General features: G+C 57.6%; 21 protein-coding genes. 4 read left to right on the forward strand and 17 right to left on the reverse strand.

Annotated elements, in window-relative coordinates; translation table 11 throughout:
- Positions 1-29: 29 nt before the first annotated feature.
- The 7 genes from SPE70_RS23510 to zapE all read right to left on the reverse strand — a co-directional run bounded on the left by SPE70_RS23510 (position 30) and on the right by zapE (position 4,535).
- Positions 30-734 carry an N-acetylmannosamine-6-phosphate 2-epimerase gene (locus SPE70_RS23510; protein ID WP_032731321.1) on the reverse strand — a complete coding sequence of 235 codons (705 nt, stop codon included), beginning with the start codon at positions 732-734 and terminating at the stop codon, positions 30-32.
- A gap of 119 nt (positions 735-853) precedes the next feature.
- Positions 854-1,348, reverse strand: coding sequence for a ClpXP protease specificity-enhancing factor (sspB, locus tag SPE70_RS23515; protein ID WP_008806663.1), 495 nt, complete (start codon positions 1,346-1,348; stop codon positions 854-856).
- Positions 1,349-1,351: 3 nt separating this feature from the next.
- The gene (sspA, locus tag SPE70_RS23520) at positions 1,352-1,990 is read right to left on the reverse strand and encodes a stringent starvation protein SspA (RefSeq protein WP_002918467.1); all 639 of its coding nucleotides are present in this window, start codon (positions 1,988-1,990) and stop codon (positions 1,352-1,354) included.
- A 41-nt stretch (positions 1,991-2,031) separates the two neighbouring features.
- Entirely contained in the window at positions 2,032-2,244 is a 213-nt protein-coding gene (locus SPE70_RS23525) for a hypothetical protein (protein WP_136047529.1), read from the reverse strand.
- A gap of 57 nt (positions 2,245-2,301) precedes the next feature.
- The gene (rpsI, locus tag SPE70_RS23530) at positions 2,302-2,694 is read right to left on the reverse strand and encodes a 30S ribosomal protein S9 (RefSeq protein WP_000829815.1); all 393 of its coding nucleotides are present in this window, start codon (positions 2,692-2,694) and stop codon (positions 2,302-2,304) included.
- A 15-nt stretch (positions 2,695-2,709) separates the two neighbouring features.
- The gene (rplM, locus tag SPE70_RS23535) at positions 2,710-3,138 is read right to left on the reverse strand and encodes a 50S ribosomal protein L13 (protein ID WP_002918559.1); all 429 of its coding nucleotides are present in this window, start codon (positions 3,136-3,138) and stop codon (positions 2,710-2,712) included.
- 266 nt (positions 3,139-3,404) lie between these two features.
- Positions 3,405-4,535 carry a cell division protein ZapE gene (gene zapE / locus SPE70_RS23540; protein WP_064169979.1) on the reverse strand — a complete coding sequence of 377 codons (1,131 nt, stop codon included), beginning with the start codon at positions 4,533-4,535 and terminating at the stop codon, positions 3,405-3,407.
- A gap of 190 nt (positions 4,536-4,725) precedes the next feature.
- Between zapE and zapG the strand changes: the two genes are divergently transcribed.
- The 3 genes from zapG (at position 4,726) to degS (ending at position 7,811) form a co-directional block, all read left to right on the forward strand.
- Positions 4,726-5,124 carry a Z-ring associated protein ZapG gene (gene zapG, locus SPE70_RS23545; RefSeq protein WP_012540461.1) on the forward strand — a complete coding sequence of 133 codons (399 nt, stop codon included), beginning with the start codon at positions 4,726-4,728 and terminating at the stop codon, positions 5,122-5,124.
- A 173-nt stretch (positions 5,125-5,297) separates the two neighbouring features.
- Positions 5,298-6,665, forward strand: a complete 1,368-nt coding sequence (degQ, locus tag SPE70_RS23550; RefSeq protein WP_008806666.1) for a serine endoprotease DegQ — start codon at positions 5,298-5,300, stop codon at positions 6,663-6,665.
- 87 nt (positions 6,666-6,752) lie between these two features.
- On the forward strand, positions 6,753-7,811 hold the full coding sequence (gene degS, locus SPE70_RS23555) for an outer membrane-stress sensor serine endopeptidase DegS (RefSeq protein WP_008806667.1): 1,059 nt from the start codon (positions 6,753-6,755) through the stop codon (positions 7,809-7,811).
- 25 nt (positions 7,812-7,836) lie between these two features.
- Here degS and SPE70_RS23560 read toward each other — a convergent pair whose 3' ends face one another.
- From SPE70_RS23560 to mdh, 10 genes are all read right to left on the reverse strand, one after another.
- Complete coding sequence (locus SPE70_RS23560) at positions 7,837-8,547, reverse strand: hypothetical protein (RefSeq protein ID WP_008806668.1); 711 nt, start codon at positions 8,545-8,547, stop codon at positions 7,837-7,839.
- 59 nt (positions 8,548-8,606) lie between these two features.
- Positions 8,607-9,908 carry an oxalacetate decarboxylase subunit beta gene (locus SPE70_RS23565; protein ID WP_099217003.1) on the reverse strand — a complete coding sequence of 434 codons (1,302 nt, stop codon included), beginning with the start codon at positions 9,906-9,908 and terminating at the stop codon, positions 8,607-8,609.
- A gap of 15 nt (positions 9,909-9,923) precedes the next feature.
- Positions 9,924-11,693, reverse strand: coding sequence for a sodium-extruding oxaloacetate decarboxylase subunit alpha (gene oadA, locus SPE70_RS23570; protein ID WP_136047505.1), 1,770 nt, complete (start codon positions 11,691-11,693; stop codon positions 9,924-9,926).
- Between the two features lie 15 nt (positions 11,694-11,708).
- Positions 11,709-11,954, reverse strand: coding sequence for an oxaloacetate decarboxylase subunit gamma (locus tag SPE70_RS23575; protein WP_032736653.1), 246 nt, complete (start codon positions 11,952-11,954; stop codon positions 11,709-11,711).
- Between the two features lie 141 nt (positions 11,955-12,095).
- Entirely contained in the window at positions 12,096-12,713 is a 618-nt protein-coding gene (ttdB, locus tag SPE70_RS23580; RefSeq protein WP_012967163.1) for a L(+)-tartrate dehydratase subunit beta, read from the reverse strand.
- The gene (gene ttdA, locus SPE70_RS23585; RefSeq protein WP_008806674.1) at positions 12,713-13,612 is read right to left on the reverse strand and encodes a L(+)-tartrate dehydratase subunit alpha; all 900 of its coding nucleotides are present in this window, start codon (positions 13,610-13,612) and stop codon (positions 12,713-12,715) included. The genes ttdB and ttdA overlap by 1 nt, the downstream gene beginning before the upstream one ends.
- Before the next feature lie 32 nt (positions 13,613-13,644).
- On the reverse strand, positions 13,645-14,913 hold the full coding sequence (locus SPE70_RS23590) for an SLC13 family permease (RefSeq protein WP_012967161.1): 1,269 nt from the start codon (positions 14,911-14,913) through the stop codon (positions 13,645-13,647).
- 211 nt (positions 14,914-15,124) lie between these two features.
- Complete coding sequence (locus tag SPE70_RS23595; RefSeq protein ID WP_008806676.1) at positions 15,125-15,790, reverse strand: GntR family transcriptional regulator; 666 nt, start codon at positions 15,788-15,790, stop codon at positions 15,125-15,127.
- The gene (locus SPE70_RS23600) at positions 15,777-16,406 is read right to left on the reverse strand and encodes a GntR family transcriptional regulator (RefSeq protein WP_008806677.1); all 630 of its coding nucleotides are present in this window, start codon (positions 16,404-16,406) and stop codon (positions 15,777-15,779) included. Before SPE70_RS23600 ends, SPE70_RS23595 begins: the two co-directional genes overlap by 14 nt.
- 131 nt (positions 16,407-16,537) lie before the next feature.
- Complete coding sequence (gene mdh / locus SPE70_RS23605) at positions 16,538-17,476, reverse strand: malate dehydrogenase (RefSeq protein ID WP_008806678.1); 939 nt, start codon at positions 17,474-17,476, stop codon at positions 16,538-16,540.
- A 414-nt stretch (positions 17,477-17,890) separates the two neighbouring features.
- Between mdh and argR the strand changes: the two genes are divergently transcribed.
- Positions 17,891-18,361, forward strand: coding sequence for a transcriptional regulator ArgR (argR, locus tag SPE70_RS23610; RefSeq protein WP_002918625.1), 471 nt, complete (start codon positions 17,891-17,893; stop codon positions 18,359-18,361).
- The last annotated feature ends 51 nt before the right edge of the window (positions 18,362-18,412 follow it).

An 18,412-nucleotide genomic window follows, 5' to 3' on the forward strand; every position in this document is an offset into this window, starting at 1 on the left:
AGCCCGATGGTTAACGCCATCGGGCTTTTTTATTGCTCATTCGCCGGGCAAACCGCCGCTTTCAGCGCCGAATTATACCAGCCGCAGATATGCTCTAAGCGGGTGATCGCCGATCCGACGGTCACCGCCCACGCGCCGCAGCGCATCGCTTCAGCCGCCTGCGCAGGCGTATTGTAGCGCCCCTCTGCGACCACTCGGCAGCCCGCGGCGCTCAGGCTTTTCACCAGCGCCAGGTCCGGTTCGTCCGGTGTCTCCTCTGCGGTATAGCCGGAGAGAGTAGTGCCAACCATATCGAAGCCCAACTGCCAGCATTCCAGGGCATCGTCGAGAGAGGAACAATCTGCCATCGCGTTTTTCCCCTGGCGGTGAATTGCCGCCAACAACGATGCGACAGAGGCCGGACGCTGGCGCCGCGTGCCGTCAACCGCAATGATATCGGCCCCCGCCTGCGCCAGGGCATTCACATCCTCAAGCCACGGCGTAATACGCACCGGGCTATCATGCAGATCGCGCTTAATCAGCGCGATAACAGGCACCGTCACTAACGGACGAACGGCCTGCAGGTTGGCCAGACCTTCTATGCGCAGCGCCACCGCCCCCGCCTGTTCCGCCGCCAGCGCCATCGCCGCGACGATGGCGGGGTTATCCAGCGGGCTGCCCGGCACCGGCTGACAGGAGACAATTAACCCACCGTAATAGCGAATACGCCGATCCAGTTGTGCAAGTAAAGACATGACTGCTCCCTGAAAGATAAGTGTGGCAATAACAGTACCAGCCGCAGGGGCGCGTCGTGTGTGGCGGGGTTAACAAAGCAGGCAGGAAAAAAAACAGGCCCCGGAGGGCCTGTCAGGCGTTACTTCACAACGCGGAGCGCCGGGCGACCACCGCGCGGCGGCGGCGTGTCGTCAGGATCGTCGTCGTGATTATCCGGCTTATCGCCATCGATCACCGACATCACCGTTTCGCTTTCACTCTCAGGCGCGACGTCATCATCGTTGAGGCTGCTGACATCTTCGTCATAGGCCGCTTCCGGTTCAAACATCGTGCCGGCGCCGTTCTCACGGGCATAGATGGCGAGTACCGCAGCCAGCGGAACAGACACGTTACGCGGCACGCCGCCAAAGCGCGCGTTAAAACGCACCTCGTCATTCGCCAGCTCCAGATTGCCGACCGCACGCGGGGCAATATTGAGAACGATTTGACCGTCGCGCGCGTACTCCATCGGTACGAGCACGCCCGGCAGAGTGACATCCACCACCAGGTGCGGCGTCAGCTGGTTATCCAGCAGCCACTCATAAAACGCCCGTAACAGATACGGGCGACGCGGCGTCAGCTGTGATACATCCATTATTTAGCCCCGACCGAGGCGCATTTCACGCTCGGCTTCAGTTAAAGAAGCGAGGAAGGAATCACGCTCAAATACGCGAGTCATGTAGCCTTTGAGCTCTTTCGCGCCTGCGCCAACCAGTTCCACACCGAGAACCGGCAAACGCCACAGCAGCGGCGCCAGGTAGCAATCCACCAGGCTGAACTCGTCGCTCAGGAAGTAAGGTTTCTGGGTGAAGACCGGCGCGATGGCCAGCAGTTCTTCACGCAGCTGCTTACGCGCAGCATCAGCTTGCGCTGCGGTACCGCTCTGGATGGTGTTCATCAGCGAATACCAGTCCTTCTCGATACGTTGCATATACAGGCGGCTTTCTCCACGCGCCACCGGATAAACCGGCATTAACGGCGGATGCGGGAAACGCTCATCCAGATACTCCATAATGATGCGAGATTCCCACAGAGTGAGCTCACGATCCACCAGCGTCGGTACGCTTTGATTCGGGTTGAGGTCAATCAGATCCTGAGGTGGGTTGTCCTTCTCCACGTGCTCTATCTCAAAACTGACACCCTTCTCAGCCAGCACAATGCGGACCTGATGGCTATAGATGTCAGTAGGACCAGAAAACAGCGTCATTACCGAACGTTTGTTGGCAGCGACAGCCATGAAAACCTCCAGGTATATTCAGAATTTTGTACTGCTGCCAGTCACTCATGACCGGCCAGATGTAAAAACCCCAGTAGCGCGATGTCACCTTCGTTCACGAATAAAACAAAAAATGAACAATCACCAGCATTTGGGCAGAAAATTGGATGATAGTTTACCAGATTTTGAAGACGTTGTGGTGAGGGGATTCTGGAAATGCTGAAAAAGTGGCGAAAACCGGCGGCATGATTGTGGATAACAGCCGTTTTATCCATAAAAAAACCCGCCGGAGCGGGTTTTTTCGCAAATTGTTCTGCGTGAGCAGAAGACAATTAACGTTTGGAGAACTGCGGACGACGACGTGCTTTACGCAGACCGACTTTCTTACGTTCAACCTGACGAGCGTCACGAGTAACGAAGCCTGCTTTACGCAGTTCGCCACGCAGGGACTCATCGTACTCCATCAGAGCGCGGGTGATACCGTGACGGATCGCACCAGCCTGACCAGAGATACCACCACCTTTAACAGTGATGTACAGATCCAGTTTCTCAACCATGTCGACCAGTTCCAGCGGCTGACGAACTACCATGCGGGCAGTTTCGCGACCGAAGTACTGTTCCAGAGAACGCTGGTTGATAACGATTTTACCGTTGCCCGGTTTGATGAATACGCGAGCTGCGGAACTTTTGCGGCGACCAGTGCCGTAGTATTGATTTTCAGCCATTGCCTATAATCCCGATTAGATGTCAAGAACTTGCGGTTGCTGTGCCGCGTGGTTGTGCTCGTTACCCGCGTAAACTTTCAGTTTACGGTACATAGCACGACCCAGCGGGCCTTTTGGCAGCATGCCTTTAACCGCGATTTCAATCACACGCTCAGGACGGCGGGCAATCATCTCTTCAAAGGTCGCTTCTTTGATACCACCGATGTGGCCGGTGTGGTGGTAGTACATTTTGTCTTCGCGCTTGTTGCCGGTTACAGCAACTTTTTCTGCGTTCAGAACGATGATGTAATCACCGGTATCAACGTGCGGAGTGTATTCCGCTTTATGCTTACCGCGCAGGCGACGAGCCAGTTCAGTAGCCAGACGGCCCAGAGTTTTACCGGTCGCGTCAACAACATACCAGTCGCGTTTTACGGTTTCTGGTTTAGCTGTAAAAGTTTTCATTAAAAGCTTACCCAAATAATAAGTTACACGTTGGTGAACACCCAAACGTTTAGTCAGTTGAGGTTCACACGACATTGTCCAGCAAACCTACCCCTTCGAATAGCCTATGCCGGCGCATAGAAAGTTTCGGGAAAAAAACCTTCTCGTAACGTGGGGTCGCAAGATTATAGAGAAGTCGGGGTCAAAGATCGACCCCTTTATGAGATTTTTCAGGCAGGCCCCGGGGTGGTCTTCCGGCTCTCAATCCGTCGGGAAAAAGCGCCCTGTCAGGGCATATGCGGACGCTTGAGATACTCTTCGCTCTGCATCTCCTGCAGACGCGACAGACAGCGCTGGAACTCAAACTTCAGCCGCTCTCCCTGATAAATGTCGTACAGCGGCACCGCGGCGCTGACCACCAGCTTCACGTGGCGCTCATAGAACTCATCCACCAGGGCGATAAAGCGCCGCGCTTCGCTCTCCAGCTGCGCGGTCATCACCGGCACGTCGAGCAGCATCACGGTGTGGAACAGACGGGAGAGGGCAATATAGTCATGCTGGCTACGGGCATCCACACACAGCGTGGCGAACGACGCCGCCAGCGTCTGGTTTTCGACGCCAAGCGTGGGCAGCTCGCGGTGATTGATCTCCAGCGTCGGCCCGGCAGCAGCGCGCGGCGCCCCGGCCAGCGCCAGCCACAGTTTATCCATCTGTTCGCGGGTTTCGCTGTTCAGTGGCGACAGCCACAGGTGCGCCTGCGTCAGCGTACGCAGACGATAATCGATGCCGGCATCGACGTTCATAATATCGCAATGCTGCTTGATGGCGTCGATCGCCGGCAGAAAACGGGCCCGTTGCAGGCCATTGCGATAGAGCTCATCCGGCGGAATATTGGAAGTGGCGACCAGGGTGATGCCGCGGGCAAACAGGGCTTTCATCAACCCGCCTAACAGCATGGCATCGGTAATATCAGAGACGAAAAACTCGTCAAAACAGAGCACATCCGTTTCCGCCTTGAAACGGTCGGCGACAATCTCCAGCGGGTCGCTATGTCCCTGCAGGGTGGTCAGCTCTTCGTGCACGCGCAGCATGAAGCGATGGAAATGCAGGCGCTGCTTACGCTCGCCCGGCAGGCTCTGGTAAAACAGGTCCATCAGCCAGGTTTTTCCCCGCCCCACGCCGCCCCACATATACAGGCCGCGGACAGGCGCCGCCTCGGCAGCCGGTTCGCGCTTACCCAGCAGTTTGCCGAATTTCGCGCGCAAACCGCCGCCTGACGCGACGGGCGCGGGCTGAGTCTGCAGTTCCTGGTAAATGGTATCAAGGCGGCTCACCGCTTCTTGCTGGACATCGTCGGGTTGATGGTTGCCCTCTTTCAGGGCTAAAAGGTAACGCGATGTTGGAGACAGGCTTTGCATGATCTAATTGTTATTCCTTGAAAACCGTAATGCCGAAGCTCACGATTGACGAAAAAAAGGCCGTTCTACACTACGCGATGATACGCCAGGATTCCACTTCTGTGGAATTAGCGGTTATAGTGGCACTATCGGGCGCAGGCGGAGAGCCTAAGAGCCACCCTACGGAACCACAAAACAACGGGAGATGTTCATGACCTGGGAATACGCGCTAATTGGGTTAGTCGTCGGTATCATTATTGGTGCCGTCGCCATGCGTTTCGGCAACCGCAAACTGCGCCAGCAGCAGGCGCTGCAGTTCGAACTGGAAAAGAATAAAGCCGAACTTGAAGAATACCGTGAAGAGCTGGTCAGCCACTTCGCGCGCAGCGCTGAGCTGCTGGATAACATGGCGCATGACTATCGTCAGCTGTATCAGCATATGGCGAAAAGCTCTAACAACCTGCTGCCGGACTCTATGGCAGACGCCAACCCGTTCCGCAACCGTCTGGAAGAGTCTGAAGCCAGCAACGATCAGGCGCCGGTCCAGATGCCGCGCGACTACTCTGAAGGCGCATCCGGTTTACTGCGCGGTGGCGCAAAACGCGATTAACTGATCGCGTCTGATAAAATATCTCCGGGCGCGCCCACCGCGCCCGCTACTTCCCCCACTTCCCGGCTACAATTTAAACCAGTACCCACATTGTTACCTGTGCAAAAATTCAATAACATCAGGTTATTCAGGACGTTTTTCCATACACCTCAGGTTACGAGAGCCAGCATCTAATGAAGAAACAGACTTTGCTGTTGAGTGCGTTAGCGTTAAGCATTGGGTTATCGTTGTCGGCCCTGCCTCCGGCAGCAGCATCCTTACCGACTCAGGTGCCCGGCCAGGGCGCGTTACCGAGCCTGGCGCCGATGCTGGAAAAGGTCCTGCCAGCGGTGGTCAGCGTGCAGGTGGAAGGCACCGCCTCGCCGACGCTCAATATGCCGGAAGAGCTGAAGAAATATTTTGGTGATAACGCCCCGCAGGAGCAGGCGCAGCCGTTTGAAGGGCTCGGCTCCGGCGTCATCATCGACGCAGCGAAAGGCTACGTGCTAACCAATAATCACGTCATCAATCAGGCGCAGAAGATCAGCGTCCAGCTGAACGATGGCCGTGAATTTGATGCCAAACTGGTCGGCAGCGATGAACAGAGCGATATCGCTCTGCTGCAGCTGATCAAGCCGGCGAACCTGACGCAAATCGCCATTGCTGACTCCGATAAACTCCGCGTCGGCGACTTCGCCGTCGCCGTCGGCAACCCGTTCGGCCTTGGCCAGACCGCCACCTCCGGCATTATCTCTGCCCTTGGCCGCAGCGGCCTGAACCTGGAAGGGCTGGAGAATTTCATCCAGACCGATGCCTCGATTAACCGCGGTAACTCCGGCGGCGCGCTGTTGAACCTCAACGGCGAGCTTATCGGGATCAACACCGCGATCCTGGCGCCGGGCGGCGGTAGCATCGGTATCGGCTTCGCCATTCCAAGCAACATGGCGAAAACCCTCGCCGACCAGCTCATTCAGTTTGGCGAAATCAAGCGCGGCCTGCTGGGCATTAAAGGCATGGAAATGAGCGCCGATATCGCTAAGGCGATGAATCTCGACGTTCAGCGCGGCGCCTTCGTCAGTGAAGTGTTACCAAACTCCGGTTCCGCCAAAGCAGGGATCAAATCCGGCGACGTCATTGTCAGTCTGAACGGCAAGCCGCTGAACAGTTTTGCCGAACTGCGCTCGCGCATCGCCACCACCGAACCGGGGACCAAGGTCAAACTTGGCCTGCTGCGCGACGGAAAACCGGTCGATGTCGAAGTGACGCTGGATAAGAGCACCTCCTCCACCGCCAGCGCCGAGCTGATTATCCCTGCCCTGCAGGGAGCCTCGTTCAGCGATGGTCAGATGAAGGACGGTACCAAAGGCGTGGTGATCGATAATGTCGATAAAGGCAGCGCCGCCGCCCAGGTCGGCCTGCATAAGGATGACATTATCATTGGCCTTAACCGGGAACGTATTCATTCGATTGCCGAACTGCGCAAAGTGCTTGAAGGCAAACCGCCGGTCATCGCCCTGAATGTGATCCGCGGCAACGAAAGCATCTATCTGCTGCTACGCTGATTGTCTTCCCGGACATCGCCGCCATGTGCGATGTCCGGACAACTCATGCTATGCTGCGTCTGACCATTCATTAACGATATTTGCATCATGCCTGGAAAGTTATTACGTTCGATACTCATCGGTTTGATTGTCGGGGGACTGCTGCTGGCCCTGATGCCATCGCTACGCCAGTGGCAGCTGACGCCGACCACCCAAAACGATACGGCAGACGACTCCCCTGTGAGCTATAACGCCGCCGTACGCCGCGCGGCGCCCGCCGTGGTGAACGTCTATAACCGCGCCCTGAACAGCACCAGCCATAATCAGCTGACGCTTGGCTCCGGGGTGATCATGGATCAGCGCGGCTATATCCTGACCAACAAGCATGTTATCAATGATGCCGATCAGATCATTGTCGCACTGCAGGACGGCCGCGTCTTCGAAGCGCTGCTGGTCGGATCCGACACCCTGACTGACCTCGCCGTGCTGAAGATCAACGCCACCGGCGGGCTGCCGGTGATCCCGATCAACCCGAAACGCACGCCGCATATTGGCGATGTCGTCCTGGCGATTGGCAATCCCTATAACCTGGGGCAGACCATCACTCAGGGGATCATCAGCGCCACAGGGCGCATTGGCCTCAACCCGACCGGCCGCCAGAACTTCCTGCAGACTGACGCCTCGATTAACCACGGTAACTCGGGTGGGGCGCTGGTGAACTCCCTCGGCGAGCTGATGGGGATTAACACCCTCTCCTTTGACAAGAGCAATGACGGCGAAACGCCGGAAGGCATTGGCTTTGCGATCCCGTTCCAGTTAGCGACCAAAATTATGGATAAGCTGATCCGGGATGGCCGGGTGATCCGCGGCTATATCGGCATTAGCGGCCGGGAGATCGCCCCGCTGCACGCACAGGGCGGCGGGATCGATCAGATCCAGGGGATCGTGGTTAACGATGTGGCGCCTGATGGCCCCGCAGCACAAGCCGGGATCCGCGCCAACGACGTGATCATCTCCGTGAATGACAAACCTGCGGTTTCTGCACTGGAGACGATGGATCAGGTGGCCGAGATCCGCCCGGGATCGGAAATTCCGGTAGTCATCATGCGTGATGATAAGAAAATTACGCTCCATATCGCCGTTCAGGAATACCCGGCCACCAACTAAACGGCTCCCCGTTTGGGGAGCCTCGTTAATCGCTAAATACCGGACCGGCCGGGAATCTGACCAGAAACCCGGTCACCGCCAGCAGCGATCTCAGCCCGGGCCAGACTATCTGTCGCTCGCGAAGCTCATCATCCAGCGTCAGTAGCGCAAATTCCCCCTTCTCACCCAGCACGCCACCCTGCCAGAGCAGGCGCTGCGCCTGCTGCCGCGCCCAGGGCGACTCACTCTTCCAGGCCAGCAAATGCAGCAGCGCCTGCTGCAGACAGACGCTGTGCGAATGGTTATCCCGCCGCAGCCGCCGGTAAACGGGCAGGGACACGCTGCGCACGGTATAAAATCCACTGCCCGCCTCTTCATCGCCTTCAGGAATAGCGCGGGCGAACTGCCCCGCCACGTCGCACAGCCGGTTGTGCGTCAGCGGAAGTTGCCGGGCGCTGAGCGCCCCGGCCGCCATGCACAGCAGACCGCTGCGCTGCAGCGAGGGCGTCGCAGAGCGCACGACCGCCGCCGGTAAGGCGATCACCGCCCGTGTCGCCTCGTCAGCGTTATGGTCAGCGCCGGCCTCATAACAGCTGGCCAGCAGCGCTTCACCAGGCGTGGCGTTCAGCGGGGGCGAAAGCAGGTTCAGCGCCGGCTGCAGTTGTGCAAGTTCATCGCCTGACGCCAGCATGGCGTCAACCACCGCCTCCCGTGTTGATGTCCGGTTTTCCGGACAGCATGCTATGGCTTCATTCATCACCGTCTCCTTATGAGAAATCTCCGCGGCCGGTATGCCAGCCGCGGGAACAGGCTGGCCTACATCGCCAGCACGTACTTGAGCATCACCCCGGCGGCGATCGCCGAGCCGATCACCCCGGCCACGTTCGGGCCCATGGCGTGCATCAGCAGGAAGTTCTGCCCGTCCGCTTCCAGACCCACTTTGTTCGACACCCTGGCTGCCATCGGCACCGCCGACACCCCCGCCGAGCCGATCAGCGGGTTGATTTTGTGCCGGCTGAACACGTTCATCAGCTTCGCCATCAGCACCCCGGCGGCGGTGCCCACGCAGAAGGCGATCACCCCCAGCACCAGGATCCCCAGCGTCTGCGGCTGCAGGAACTTGTCCGCCACCAGCTTGGCCCCCACCGACAGTCCGAGGAAGATGGTCACGATGTTGATCAGCGCGTTCTGCACCGTATCGCTCAGCCGCTCCACCACGCCGCTCTCGCGCATCAGGTTGCCGAAGCAGAACATCCCCAGCAGCGGCGCGGCGTCCGGCAGCAGGAGCGCCACCAGCAGTAACAGCACCGCCGGGAAGAGGATCTTCTCCCGCTTACTCACCGTGCGCAGCTGCACCATGCGGATCTTCCGCTCCTTATCCGTGGTCAGCGCCTTCATGATCGGCGGCTGGATCAGCGGCACCAGCGCCATATAGGAGTAGGCCGCCACCGCGATGGCCCCCAGCAGCTCCGGTGCCAGCTTGCCCGACAGGTAAATCGCCGTCGGGCCGTCGGCGCCGCCGATAATCCCGATGGCCGCCGCCTGCGGCAGGGTGAAGCTGATGATGCCGAAGTAGTTCAGCGTCAGCGCCCCGAGCACGGTGGCGAAGATCCCGAACTGCGCCGCCGCCCCCAGCAGCAGGGTGCGCGGGTTGGCCAGCAGCGGGCCGAAGTCGGTCATTGCCCCGACGCCCATAAAGATGACCAGCGGCGCAATGCCCGAGCCAATCGCCACCTTATAGAAGATGGCCAGCACCCCGGCGGAGTAGCCCATGTCCACCGCCAGCGTCTCCATCTGCCCCTGCACCGACGGCAGGGCCAGCGCCAGCGCCTCCTTAATGGCGTGGACGTCCGGCGCGCAGTGGAGCTTCGCGGCAATCACCGCCAGCTGCGCCGGGTCGTGGTGGGCCAGCAGGCTCTCCAGGGCGGTGAGCGCCAGCCCGGCCTCCGGGATGTTCGACAGCAGGCCGCCGAAGCCAATCGGCAGCAGCAGTAACGGCTCAAACTTCTTCGCAATCGCCAGCCACAGCAGCAGCAGGCTGACCAGCAGCATCACCGCCTGGCCGGCCCCCAGGTGCATCAGCCCCATGCCCTGAATCAGGGCGTTCAGACTTTCCATTTCCGCTCCTCGTCCTTACGCCAGCTGCAGCAGAGTGTCGCCGACCGCCACCGCGTCGCCGGCTTTCACCGCGATACCGCGTACGGTCCCGGCCTGCGCGGCGCGGATTTCGGTTTCCATCTTCATGGCTTCCAGAATCAGCAGCACCTCGCCTTCGGCCACCGTCTGGCCTTCCGCGGCCAGCACCTTCCAGATAGTGCCCGCCAGCGGGGCGGTCACCGGGGTGCCGGCGCCGGCCGGAGCCGGGGCGGCAGCAGGCGCAGCGGCCACCGGCGCGGCGCTGAGCTGGCTGACGTCGCCGCCGTCGCTGACTTTGACCACAAAGGCTTTGCCTTCCACTTCGACGGTGTAGACGCCGGAGGCGGCTGGTTTTTCTGCTTTTGCCACCGGCTGCGCGGCTTCCGCCTGCGGTACCGGCTCAAAGGCTGCCGGGTTGTGGCGGTTTTCGAGGAACTTCAGGCCGGGCTGCGGGAACAGGGCCACGGTGAGCACGTCGTCGATGGCGTTTTCGGCAAGGGTGATGCCTTTCTCCTGCGCCTGGCGTCTGACGTCGGCTTCCAGCTGCGCCAGCTCCGGCTTCAGCAGGTCGGCCGGGCGGCAGGTCACCGGGTCAGCGCCGTCAAGCACCCGCGCCTGCAGGGCGGCGTTCACCGGCGCCGGGGTGCGGCCGTACTCACCCTTCAGGATACCGGCGGTCTCCTTCGCGATGGTTTTGTAGCGCTCGCCGGTCAGGACGTTGAGCACCGCCTGGGTGCCGACAATCTGCGAGGTCGGGGTGACCAGCGGGATGAAGCCGAGGTCCTCGCGCACGCGGGGGATTTCCGCCAGCACCTCATCCAGACGTTGGGCGGCGCTCTGCTGCTTCAGCTGGCTTTCGAGGTTGGTGAGCATCCCGCCCGGGACCTGGGCGACGAGGATACGGCTGTCGGTGCCCTTCAGCTGGCCTTCGAAGGCGTGGTACTTCTTACGCACCTCGCGGAAGTACGCGGCGATGCTCTCCAGCTTGTGGATATCCAGCCCGGTGTCATATTGCGTGCCGGCGAGGGTGGCGACCAGCGCCTCGGTGGCCGGGTGGCCGTAGGTAGCGCTCATGGACGAAATCGCCGTATCCACGCCGTCGACCCCGGCTTCAATGGCCTTCAGCAGCGCCATCTCCGCCATCCCGGTGGTGGCATGGCAGTGCAGGTGCAGGGTGACGTCGTAGCGCTTCTTGATTTCGCTGACCAGCTCAAAGGCGGCATGCGGCGTCAGAATGCCGGACATGTCCTTGATGGCGACGGAGTCGACGCCGGTCTCCAGCAGCTGTTCGGTGAGGTCGAGCCAGGTCTGCAGGGTGTGCGCCGGGCTGGTGGTGTACGAAAGCGTACCCTGGGCGTGGGCGCCGTGGCGGCGGACCGCCTGCAGGGCGGCCTGCATGTTGCGCGGGTCGTTCATGGCGTCGAAGACGCGGAAGACGTCCATGCCGTTTTTGACGGTGCGCTCCACGAAGCGCTCCACCACGTCGTCGGCGTAGTGGCGGTAGCCGAGCAGGTTCTGGCCGCGGAGCAGCATCTGCAGCGGGGTCTTCGGCATCGCCTTTTTCAGCTCGCGCAGGCGGACCCACGGGTCCTCGCCGAGGAAGCGGATGCAGGCGTCAAAGGTGGCGCCGCCCCAGCACTCAAGGGAGCGGTAGCCGACGTCATCCAGCTGAGCGGCGACGGGGAGCATATCGTCGAGACGCAGACGGGTGGCGAACAGGGACTGGTGGGCGTCGCGCAGGACGACATCGGTAATGGCAACGGTCATAAATTCCTCCGTGAATTAAGGGTGAAGACGGCGATGGTGGTGAATGGCGGCGACAATCGCCGGCTTTAAGCGGGCGAAGTCGTCGGCGGGCGCGGCCGGGGCCGGTTTGGGGGCGGCAGGCGGCTCGGGAAACAGGCGGTTGACGGCGAGGGACATTCCCCGGATGGCGAAAATGAGCAGCAGCAGGAACACCAGCACAAAGCCCATGCCGAGAAACATCAGGGTGAAGCCTTCGCCTAACAGGACGGCATTGTCAGTCATAAAATAGCCTTTGGGAGGGGCGCAATAATGGCTAACAGCAGACCGCGTTAGCCGAGTGGATTTCCCCGGACCGCCTGGTCAGAAGCCTCTGTTTAGCAGTCAGCTGCCGCTGCCATTACTGCGCTATATATTCAATCGGGGTTATTTAATGAAGCTCACATGTTTGCAGATTTCATCGGCGACCATGTCTTTGCGCTGATTAAAGATCACTTTATTTTGCTCAAACAGGTTATTGCCGTGGGTATCGATTGAGACAATTAACGGCCCGAACTCTTTCACCCGACATACCCATAAGGTTTCCGGCATCCCTAAATCACGCCACTGCGCATCTTCGATTTCTTCCACGCAGACCGCGGCGACGACCGCGCAGCCGGCCGGGAACACGCAGTGCAAGGCTTTATGCTCGGCGCAACCCTCTTCGGTTCCCTTCCCCATACCGCCTTTACCAACGATTAATTTCACGCCAGTCCTGGCAATAAACTCTTTTTCAAATTTCTCCATGCGCATACTGGTGGTCGGCCCAACGGAGACCATTTCAAATTTATCTTCCGAACCTTTAATCGGTCGCACAATCGGCCCGGCATGCAATATCGCGCCACCGGCAACATTGACCGGTAATTCACGCCCGCCCTCAATTAAGCGACGATGAGCCACATCGCGACAGGTCACAATATGGCCGTTGAGATAAATGATATCGCCCGCTTTAATATCAGCTAAATCTTCATCTTTAATGGGCGTAGTGAGTATTTTTTTAGCCATCAGAATGCCACTCCTGTGTGAGACGTAATGGTGTAGTTCAGGTCTTTATCGAAAACGATATGTCCTTTGCGGTGCGACCAGCAGCCGACGTTGACCGCCACGCCAATGGTGGAAGGATGGCGTGCGGTATTTTCGATATTGACGCCCATCACGGAGGTATTGCCGGACATCCCCTGCGGGCCCAGACCGATTTTGTTGATGCCGTCTTCGAGCATTTTTTCCAGCGATGCCGCCCGTTCGTTATCATTGTGCGAGCCAATCGGGCGCATCAGCGCTTTCTTCGACAGCAGCGCCGCGGTTTCCACCGACGTTGCCACCCCAACGCCAACCAGCAATGGCGGACAGGCGTTCAGGCCATAGCTGGTCATCACATCCAGCACAAAGCGGGTCACCCCTTCATAGCCAGCGCCAGGCATTAACACCATCGCTTTACCCGGCAGCGAGCAGCCGCCGCCAGCCATATAGGTGTAGATGCTGCACTGATCGGAATTGGGAACGATCTCCCAGAAGACCGTCGGCGTACCTTTACCGACGTTTTTACCGGTGTTGTATTCATCAAAGGTCTCGACGCTGTTATGACGCAGCGGGGAGTCGACGGTGGCTTTGATCACCGATTCGCGCAGCAGCGCTTCCAGTTCGCCGATCAGCGGAAAGTTGGCGCCGCACTCCACCAGAAACTGGATCACGCCGGTATCCTGGCAGGAGGGACGATCCAGCTCTTTCGCCAGACGCTGGTTTTCAATCATGGTGGTAAAGATGACGTCCGCCAGCTGGCTGGTCTCTTTCTTATGCAACTCTTTTAGTTTTGCCGTGACGTCATCAGGCAATACTTTGCCGGTATATCCCACAAATCTGGCCATGATGTCGGTCATGCGGGATATCTGTTCGCTTTTGCTCATAAAGGCTCCTTAGTCAGAACAGCGTCCGTAAGTTACGGATGAAAAGGGAAAAGGATTGGCAGCAGGATCAGGCTGACAATGGTGGAAACGATAATCAGAGGGATGCCGGATTTGGCGTAATCGACGAACTTATAGCCCCCGGCCGACAGCACCATCATATTGGCGGGCATCCCGATCGGCGTCGCATAGGCGCAGGAGCTGCCAATCACCGTCGCCATCAGCACCGCACGCGGATCGGCGCCCATACCGGCGGCAATCGACAGGCTCACCGGCACCAACAGCGCGACGGTGGCGGTATTGGACATAAAGTTGGTCATCACCACGGAGAGGGCAAAGACCACCACCAGCAGCATGAACGGCGAGGAGTTGTTGCCCAGTAGACCGATAACCTGGTCAGCCACCAGCTTGCCCGCCCCGGTCATTTCCAGCGCCTTTGCCAGCGCCAGGGTGCCGCCGAAAATAAAAATAGTCTGTGAATCAATAGCTTTGTAAGCTTGCTTTTCCGTCAGCACCCCGGTAACCACCAGCACCAGGGCACCGATACAGCCGGCCACCGCCAGGCTAATGCCGGTCTGTTTTTCGAAAATCATGCCGAGGATCGTGGCGATCAACACCACCAGGGACAGGATCTGCTTCCAGCGTGGAACGTGGCTGTAATCCCGCTGTTCGCCGACGCTGCCCACTTCCCCGCTGTTTGGATTATTGGGCAAAAACTTATAGCCGATGGTCAGGAAATAGAGGATGCCGCAGACCAGCATCGGTAGACCCACTTTCGCATACTCAAAGAAACCGAAGCCGCTGCCGATGTTCTGTAAGGCCGATTGCGCGATCAGGTTGCCCGGGGCGCCAATCAGCGACAGGTTGCCGCCCAATGCGGCAGCAAACACCAGCGGCATCAGCAGACGCGAGCGGGAAAACCCCGATTTGGCGGCCACGCCAATGACGACCGGGATCAGCACCGCCGCCGTACCGGTGTTGGAAAGAAAGCCCGACATCACGCCGACCACCACCATGATGGTGAAAATCAGCTGTTTTTCGGTTTTGGCGAAGTGAGTGATCACCCCGCCGACTTTATTGGCCATCCCGGTTTCAAATAACGCCCCGCCGACGATGAACATGGCGACAAAAAGAATGACATTGCTGTCGATAAAACCGGCAAAGGCCTGCTTCAGATCCAATACGCCAGTGACCACTAACGCCACACAAACCACCATGGAAGTCACTGCCAGCGGCACTTTCTCCCAGACGAACATGACGATAGCGAACACCAGCAAACATAGGGTGATGGTAATCGGTTCCATACTTATAATTCTTCCTATCAATGATATATGATATTGTATCCAATATTGACGAGGGAGAAATTATTCCCATGCAAAAAGTAAGTCAATGCGTTTTTGTGGAATGATCGCGCAATGAGATCTGCATCAAGATCCTGTGCAGATCGTCACGTGAAGGAATTAATAACGTTGATAAATATAATAAACGCCAGCTATTCGCTGGCGATCGATCCGGTCAGGGAGCAGGATCGGGCAGGTAACGCGTGAGCATATTCTCCATCGAGCGGATGATATGCTCATGCATTCGCTGACGGGCCAGCGCTTCGTTATGCTGCTCAAGCGCTTGTAAGATCGCTTTATGTTCACGGAGGGAAATGACGGCGTACTCTTCTTCGGTCACCTTGTGCCCCATCGACAGTCCGTTCCACATGTTGCAGAGCAGCATCTTCATTTTTTCATTTCCCGCCGCGTTCCAGATCTCCATGTGGAAGGCCTGGTTCAGGTCGGAATATTCAGCAGAATTATTGTCTGCCAGCGCCTTCTCTGCGGCATAGTGAACCTGAGCGATGCGTGAAATATCGGTCCCTGGACGAGAAGCTTTCGCCACCGCTTCACTTTCCAGTACAGCGCGAATTTCGTAATGCTCGCGGATAGTCTGCTCATTAATCCCCAGCACCACCGCACCTTTATTCGGCCGCACTTGAATCAGACCATCGGCGGCTAAAATCTGAAACGCTTCACGTACCGGCATGCTGGAAACGCCAACCATTTTGGCAATCCCTTCAAGGGTAATTTCCTGCCCTTCCACTAAATCCCGCGAAAGGATCGCTTTACGCAAAACCGCCGCCACCTGCTCCTTCGCGGAAAGAAGCTTAATTTTCCCTAATTTAGGCTTCTGCACTTTCCCAATCCTTCATATGTTGACGCATTATCTCCGCAAGCATAAGGAAATAACGCTGTGTTGCCTGAGCAATTTTTTCGCCTTCGCCATGGCCAATGGCGCTCGCCAGTTCGTTCAGGATCTGCGCCGACTCCTGGCCATCCTCTTTCAGGTACAGAATGACATAGGAAATATAACCGTCCAAAAATTGCTGATACGCCTTTGCCAGATAGCGGTTATCAAGATAGGAAATCAGCAACTGATGAAACGCCAGTTCACCGGCATTATCGCCAGCACGCGCCAGCTCTTGCGCGCGCGCGCGAAGTAATTCCCCCTGATTTGCCGGCACGAGGGCAAACAGTTCAGCAGCCATCACCGCGATAACGCGAAAAATATGGCTCACATCCTCGACGGCCAGCGTGGAGACCTGCATATGTCGGTTAGGCAAGCGCACCAGAAATCCTTCCTGTTCAAGGGACTGTAGCGCTTCCCTAACCGGCATACGTGAAAGTCCCAATTGTTCCGCGATGTTCTCCTGAGTCAGTTCCTCCCCGGGTTTCATGGCGCCGGAGAGGATCTGATAACGAATCATCTGCGCGATTTGGTCCCGGGTCTGTTTTCTTTCGATCTTTTTCACGCTGTCCTCATGGCTGGTGGCTTAAAACGCGGGGGATTTTAGCAGATTTGCCCGACCGCTGGCGCATGGAGGCGAAAAGTGAGGCAATAAAAAGCCGGAACAACGGTTCCGGCTTTTTTGCACGTGCGAGGTTACTTGTTGACGAAGTCTTCGCCGAGCGCGATATCTTTCTTCAGGGTGTCCAGCATGCCTTCCAGCGCCTGCTGCTCAAAGGCGCTGAGTTTGCCGATAGACTGTCGCTCTTCCACGCCGTTTTTTCCCAGCAGCAGCGGCTGGGAGAAGAAACGCGCATAGTGGCCGTCGCCTTCCACGTAGGCGCACTCCACCACACCTTTCTCTCCCTGCATCGCGCGAACCAGAGAGAGACCAAAGCGCGCAGCCGCCTGACCCATCGACAACGTCGCCGACCCACCGCCCGCTTTCGCTTCCACGACTTCGGTACCGGCATTTTGAATGCGTTTAGTCAGATCGGCCACTTCCTGATCGCTGAAGCTGACGCCCGGGATCTGCGACAATAATGGCAGAATGGTGACGCCGGAGTGACCACCAATGACCGGGACTTCCACCTCGGTTGCCGATTTACCTTTCAGCTCAGCGACAAAGGTATTGGAGCGGATAATGTCCAGCGTGGTGACGCCGAACAGCTTGTTTTTATCGTACACGCCGGCTTTTTTCAGCACTTCGGCGGCGATAGCCACGGTGGTATTCACCGGGTTGGTGATAACACCGATGCAGGCCTGTGGGCAGGTTTTGGCAATCTGCTGCACCAGGTTCTTAACGATGCCGGCATTCACATTAAACAGGTCGGAACGATCCATGCCGGGCTTACGCGCTACGCCCGCGGAGATCAGCACCACATCAGCGCCTTCCAGCGCCGGGGTAGCATCTTCACCGGAAAATCCTTTAATTTTTACATCTGTGGGGATATGACTTAGATCTACCGCCACGCCCGGCGTAACCGGAGCGATGTCGTACAACGAGAGCTCTGAACCTGAAGGCAGTTGGGTCTTAAGTAGTAGGGCAAGCGCCTGGCCGATACCACCGGCGGCGCCAAGGACTGCAACTTTCATCCTAAACTCCTTATTATGGTTAATTTAGTCTTTCGTTATTCCGTCGCCTGGACCTTAATTCACAAGATGAACAATTACAATGATTATGGCTGAAGAATGCATTATTGTGCGTAGCAATAGAACAGCGGCGCACTTTATGCTTCCTGACTGACCATCCAGCAAAGCGAAGTACCGGATCGACTGTTGGTTACAATACACCCAGCCAGTTGCGCAAAACAACACCAACTCAATAACATTTCATTTACTTTTACATGGCTTTAAGCGTTGTGATGTGAACATGTTCCTTATATGGTTTTTTTGCTAAAATATGCCCCCTTCATAACATTATTGACCTATCCCGTTGCGGATTATTTGCATAAAAATTCACGGTTATGCATAATGATGTTGTTTTTACCACCATAATCTGGGTGACTTATGCGAAGTTCGGCAAAACAAGAAGAACTGGTTAAAGCGTTTAAAGCGCTGCTTAAAGAAGAAAAATTCAGCTCGCAGGGTGAGATCGTCCAGGCGCTGCAGGAAGAAGGCTTCGAGAATATCAACCAATCGAAGGTCTCCCGCATGCTCACCAAATTTGGCGCGGTTCGTACCCGTAACGCCAAAATGGAAATGGTCTATTGCCTGCCTGCTGAGCTTGGCGTGCCGACCACCTCCAGCCCGCTGAAAAATCTGGTGCTGGATATCGACTATAACGATGCCGTCGTGGTGATTCACACCAGCCCCGGCGCGGCGCAGCTGATTGCCCGTCTTCTCGACTCGCTGGGCAAGGCGGAAGGTATTCTCGGCAGCATCGCCGGGGATGACACCATCTTCACCACCCCTGCGCGCGGCTTTACGGTGAAAGATCTGCACGACGCCATCCTGGTCCTGTTCGAACAGGAACTCTGAGTATTCCCCTCTGGCAATCGTCAGAGGGCGACTCCCCCTTCTTTCTCTCTC

Source organism: Klebsiella sp. ZJOU C1, assembly GCF_035620215.1.
GTDB lineage: Bacteria > Pseudomonadota > Gammaproteobacteria > Enterobacterales > Enterobacteriaceae > Klebsiella > Klebsiella variicola.